The sequence below is a fragment of the Legionella drancourtii LLAP12 genome, from assembly GCF_000162755.2.
Taxonomy (GTDB): Bacteria; Pseudomonadota; Gammaproteobacteria; order Legionellales; family Legionellaceae; genus Legionella; species Legionella drancourtii.
The window spans coordinates 129972-134765 of record NZ_JH413801.1 but is presented as its reverse complement, the minus strand read 5'-3'; the positions used below and the strand labels follow the sequence as shown (position 1 = coordinate 134765).

Below are 4794 nucleotides of genomic sequence, written 5' to 3'. Positions count from 1 at the left end.
TTAAGCGTGTTAAAAACTCAATCTGTTCCTGAGGCGAAATTCAAACCCTTTCGGTTCCAACATGCGTAACTCCAACGTGATGGCTATTGCGCCTACAGCAACAATCTCCAATATTTGTGGCGTGGCACAATCAATTGAACCGACGTACCAAAACTTATATGTAAAATCTAATTTATCTGGTGAATTTACAGTAATTAATCCCTACCTGGTAGCTGATTTAAAAGCACTGAATCTTTGGGATGAAGTAATGGTCAATGATCTGAAATATTTCAACGGCAGCGTACAACCAATCAGCCGTATTCCTGCTGAATTGAAGCAACGTTATGCAACATCGTTTGAAATTGACCCAATCTGGTTAGTTGACGCTGCGTCTCGCCGTCAAAAATGGATAGATCAAGCGCAATCACTCAACATTTATATGGCTCAACCTTCTGGTAAGAAACTGGATCAATTGTACATGCATGCTTGGACACGTGGATTAAAAACTACTTATTACTTGCGTAGTTTAGGGGCAACAAATGCCGAAAAATCCACCATCACTGATGGCGCATTAAATGCGGTCAAAATAATAAGTGATGAACCTAAAGTTTGCTCCATACTCGATCCAGACTGTGAAGCGTGCCAATAATCAGGAGAATTTTAATGTCAGATATGAATATACAACAAACAACCCGCAATATTGTCGGCGCAACAGGCTATGAGTCTATTGAAATGGGAGCGGCGCGCATTCACGTTGATGATAAACGAATCATCAATTGCCGTGCCGATTTAAACCAACTGGTCCCATTTAAATATACATGGGCTTGGGATAAATACTTATCTGCTTGTGCAAACCATTGGATGCCCAATGAAATCAGCATGAGTGCTGACGTAGCGCTGTGGAAAGATCCTAATGGATTAACGGATGATGAGCGTTTAATTATCAAACGTAATTTAGGATTTTTCTCTACTGCAGACTCATTGGTTGCGAACAATCTGGTACTTGCGGTGTACAGACACATCACCAACCCAGAATGCCGACAATATCTATTACGCCAAGCCTTCGAGGAGGCATTGCATACGCACGCCTATCAGTACGTTATTGAAAGCTTGGGGCTTGATGAAGCTGAAGTCTTTAATATGTACCGTGAGATCCCATCGGTTGCGACTAAGGCAGCGTGGGCCCTCCCCTACACACAAAGTTTGGGTGATGAATCATTCCATACTGGAACAATAGAAAATGATCAGCGTTTATTACGCGACTTAATTGCCTTCTATGTCATTTTTGAAGGAATCTTTTTCTATGTTGGTTTTACACAGATTTTATCTATGGGGCGTCGTAATAAAATGGTAGGAACATCGGAACAGTTCCAATACATTTTACGTGATGAATCCATGCACATGAACTTTGGTATTGATGTAATTAACCAAATTAAGATTGAAAATCCACATTTGTGGACACCTGAATTTAAAGAAGAGATCATTCAATTGATCAAAGATGGTGTTGCAATGGAATACCAATACGCTAAAGACACTATGCCCCATGGTATTTTGGGAATGAACGCGGAAATGTTTGAAGAATATCTACATTTCATTGCCAACCGCCGCTTAAACCAAATTGGTTTACCAGAACAATACCCCGGCGCGGAAAATCCATTCCCATGGATGAGTGAAATGATGGATTTGAAGAAAGAGAAAAACTTCTTTGAAACACGCGTTATTGAATATCAAGCAGGTGGTACATTAAGCTGGGATGATGACGAAACAGCCTAATTACCACACATTTTGGGTGTGCGTTTAGCTGGCACCCAAAACTCCTTCTGCACAACTAATACTTCACTTTCGCTCAAGTACCTGTTACATTTTCATACAAAAATAACCTGTGAGGTGAAAAATGGCAAAAAAGACACAACCAACCGATAATACCAATCATTATTTTTTACTAAAATGCATGGCCGCTGTTACCACCGCAGCGTTAATTACAGCCGCCGCTGTAACCGCCGCAATGTTAAAATTTGGTGCTGCAGCTACGACTATTGTCGCTACACAGGCAGCACTTGCAACCTCAGCCCTGGTATTGGCGCCGATTCTTCCCATAATCATAATCGGGCTTCTGGCACTTGCTTTCCTCTCCTCATTTTTCGGTGGTAAAAGTAATACCACTTATACAACCGGCTATCGTTACGGCTATGCTCCTGGTTATTACCAAGGAGGCAATACGTTCTTCCCAAGTACATATACGAATACGCATTCACACAATCACGGGCATGCGGGACCATTTACGAACACGCATTCACACAATCATGGACATGCGGGACCATTTACGAATACGCATTCACACAATCATGGGCATGCGGGACCATTCACGAATACACATTCACACAATCATGGGCACTCTGGAGCATCCACTCATTCACACAGTCATGGACATAAATAAAAATTAGTCCTGTAGGTTGGGGCGTTTGCTCCATAGCCGTACTTAGGCTAAAGCCCCATACCAACAGACAGCATCAATCCCTCGCAACCAACGACAACAGCTTCCTCTTCACCATCTCCCGGGCGTGTTTCCCCGTAGAAAACTCCTTATTATCCATTTCCGTCACAAATTGCGAAAAATAAATAATTCGCGAACCTTTCTCCGCCCAGCCAACAAACCAACCAATTTGCTTATTCTGTTGCAGCGAACCATCCTCATTAAAAAAATAACCCGCGCCTGTTTTTCCAAATAACTTCCATCCACGAGGTAAGTCTTCAACAAATAAAATTTGCTGAGTTAAGTTCACCGCCTTCTCACTCACTGGCAATTCATTTTGTCTTAAGCGTGTTAAAAACTCAATCTGTTCCTGAGGCGAAATTCGTAAAGAGCTTGATAGCCAAGAGCGCGTCAGTCCATTATCATGCCCCTTGTCTCCAGACACATTTTGATTTCCATAAGCAAAAGAATGCACATACTTCTTAAATCGTTTCATCCCTAACTTTTGCGTAATAACCTGGCTGTACCAGACACAACTATTTTGCATCCATAGGGTTGGATTATGAGATTGCCGCCAAATCGCCAAAAAATCACTATAACCTTTCTTAAAAGACCATTGTGGATGTGTGGCATCGGTTAAAATGCCTTCATTAAATCCCATCAAACTAATCGCAATTTTAAACGTAGAACAAGGAGCTTGCTGTATCTCACATTCGCCTTCTTGCTGAATCATCACCCCATTTTCTTTTGCTAAAAAACAATCATCATTAGCAAAAGCCCAAGGAGTAAATACAATAACCAACAAAAAAAATATTAATTGCTTCATTACAACACCATACCATTTACTTGACTGTCCCATAACTTTTTAAAATAACTGTGTTCATTATTTACTAAATCGTCAAAGGCCCCCTCTTCAATAATAACGCCCCCTTCCATCACCACAATTCGATCCATATGGCGAATCGTCGAAAGACGATGAGCGATGGCAATAACTGTTGCCTTATTCGCATCCAACATCGCATTAATCGATTGTTGAATTTCTTGCTCAGAAAGACTATCCAGACTCGATGTAGCCTCATCAAGGACCACGATGGATGCATTTTTTAAAAAGGCGCGCGCAATCGCAATACGCTGGCGCTGCCCACCCGAAAGCTTCACGCCACGCTCACCAACCATGGTGTCGTATTTTTCAGGTAAGGACTCAATAAAAGCATCCATATTGGCCATAGCCGCAGCGTGCTTAATTTCTGCCAAAGTTGCATTTTCTTTGGCATAACCAATATTTTCCCCAATCGAACGATGAAAAAGCATGATGTCTTGTGGAATCAATGAAATTTGTTGCCGCAACGAATCCGAGGTAATATTGGCCACGGATTCATCATCAATTAAAATTTGCCCTGCCGTAGGCTTAAAATTTTTCAATAATAAAGAAATCAGTGTCGATTTACCGGCACCAGAATGCCCCACCAAACCAATTTTTTCGCCGGGCTGAATAGTGAGATTAAGATTTGCAAACACAGGAGCCGCGTTATCATAAGCAAAAGACAATTGTTTAAATTCAATCTTACCTTGCTGAAACGCAAAGGCACGAGCCTCTGAACAATCTAAAGCCTCATGCGGTGTTTGCAAAATAGAAAAAGACGATTTGAAATCACCAATTTCTTTAAGAAAAGTACACAGCCCCCCCATCAACGTCCATAAATCAAAAGAAATGGTAATGGCCGTCAACATCACAAAAAGAAAATCGCCCGTAGAAATACTGCCATTTTTACGCAAATAAATCATAAATAAAAATACGGAAATCAACATGAACCAATACAGCACCGAGCCAATAAGGTTAAATTTAAAATCGTATTTATAAAGATGAATCTGTCGCGGCACAAAATCATCAGACATTAAGTCATTAATACGCTGATGTTCTGCACGACGCTTAGCAAAATAAAATAAAGAAAAAATATTGGTAATGTTATCGGAAAAAGTACCCATTACCTGATGCTTACTTTCTGCCGCACGATTAGAAAGTTGATTCAGCTTTAAGGCCATAGGCAGCATCACCGCCATAACCAAAATACACCAAACCAACATAAATAAAAACACACTCAGGTTCACCACCAAGAGCACAAAAATAGAAACCACCACCACACAAAAATGCTTACCAACAACATGATGAATATTGGCAAAAACACTATCATAACCATCCAAAATCCCTTTAAGTTTACTAATAACAGTACCTGTTGGCGTATTTTGAAAATAGTTATAGGAATGATATTGCACATAATCATACGCCGTAGACAACAAGCGCTGCCGCGCATAAGGCTCAGCCTTCCACTCCGCAAAATCAC

General features: G+C 40.9%; 4 protein-coding genes and 1 pseudogene. 3 read left to right on the top strand and 2 right to left on the bottom strand.

Features of this window, described 5'->3' with window-relative positions; translation table 11 throughout:
• Positions 1-61: 61 nt before the first annotated feature.
• The 3 genes and pseudogenes from LDG_RS03080 to LDG_RS18335 all read left to right on the top strand — a co-directional run.
• Positions 62-628, top strand: a pseudogene (locus tag LDG_RS03080) (ribonucleoside-diphosphate reductase subunit alpha); the annotation flags it as partial.
• Positions 629-642: 14 nt separating this feature from the next.
• On the top strand, positions 643-1752 hold the full coding sequence (locus LDG_RS03075) for a ribonucleotide-diphosphate reductase subunit beta (RefSeq protein WP_006869666.1): 1110 nt from the start codon (positions 643-645) through the stop codon (positions 1750-1752).
• A 121-nt stretch (positions 1753-1873) separates the two neighbouring features.
• Entirely contained in the window at positions 1874-2416 is a 543-nt protein-coding gene (locus LDG_RS18335; RefSeq protein WP_006869665.1) for a hypothetical protein, read from the top strand.
• Positions 2417-2489: 73 nt separating this feature from the next.
• Here the strand turns inward: LDG_RS18335 and blaOXA are convergent, their stop codons facing one another.
• Together blaOXA and LDG_RS03060 are read right to left on the bottom strand one after the other, a co-directional pair.
• The gene (gene blaOXA / locus LDG_RS03065; RefSeq protein ID WP_006869664.1) at positions 2490-3278 is read right to left on the bottom strand and encodes a class D beta-lactamase; all 789 of its coding nucleotides are present in this window, start codon (positions 3276-3278) and stop codon (positions 2490-2492) included.
• The coding region (locus LDG_RS03060) for an ABC transporter ATP-binding protein (RefSeq protein WP_040534269.1) at positions 3278-4794 on the bottom strand (1517 nt) is incomplete at its 5' end. The genes blaOXA and LDG_RS03060, both read right to left, overlap by 1 nt.

Coding starts and splice junctions, on each gene's coding strand:
- LDG_RS03075 (WP_006869666.1), top strand. CDS start 643: ATGTCAGATATGAATATACAACAAACAACCCGCAATATTGTCGGCGCA.
- LDG_RS18335 (WP_006869665.1), top strand. CDS start 1,874: ATGGCAAAAAAGACACAACCAACCGATAATACCAATCATTATTTTTTA.
- blaOXA (WP_006869664.1), bottom strand. CDS start 3,278: ATGAAGCAATTAATATTTTTTTTGTTGGTTATTGTATTTACTCCTTGG.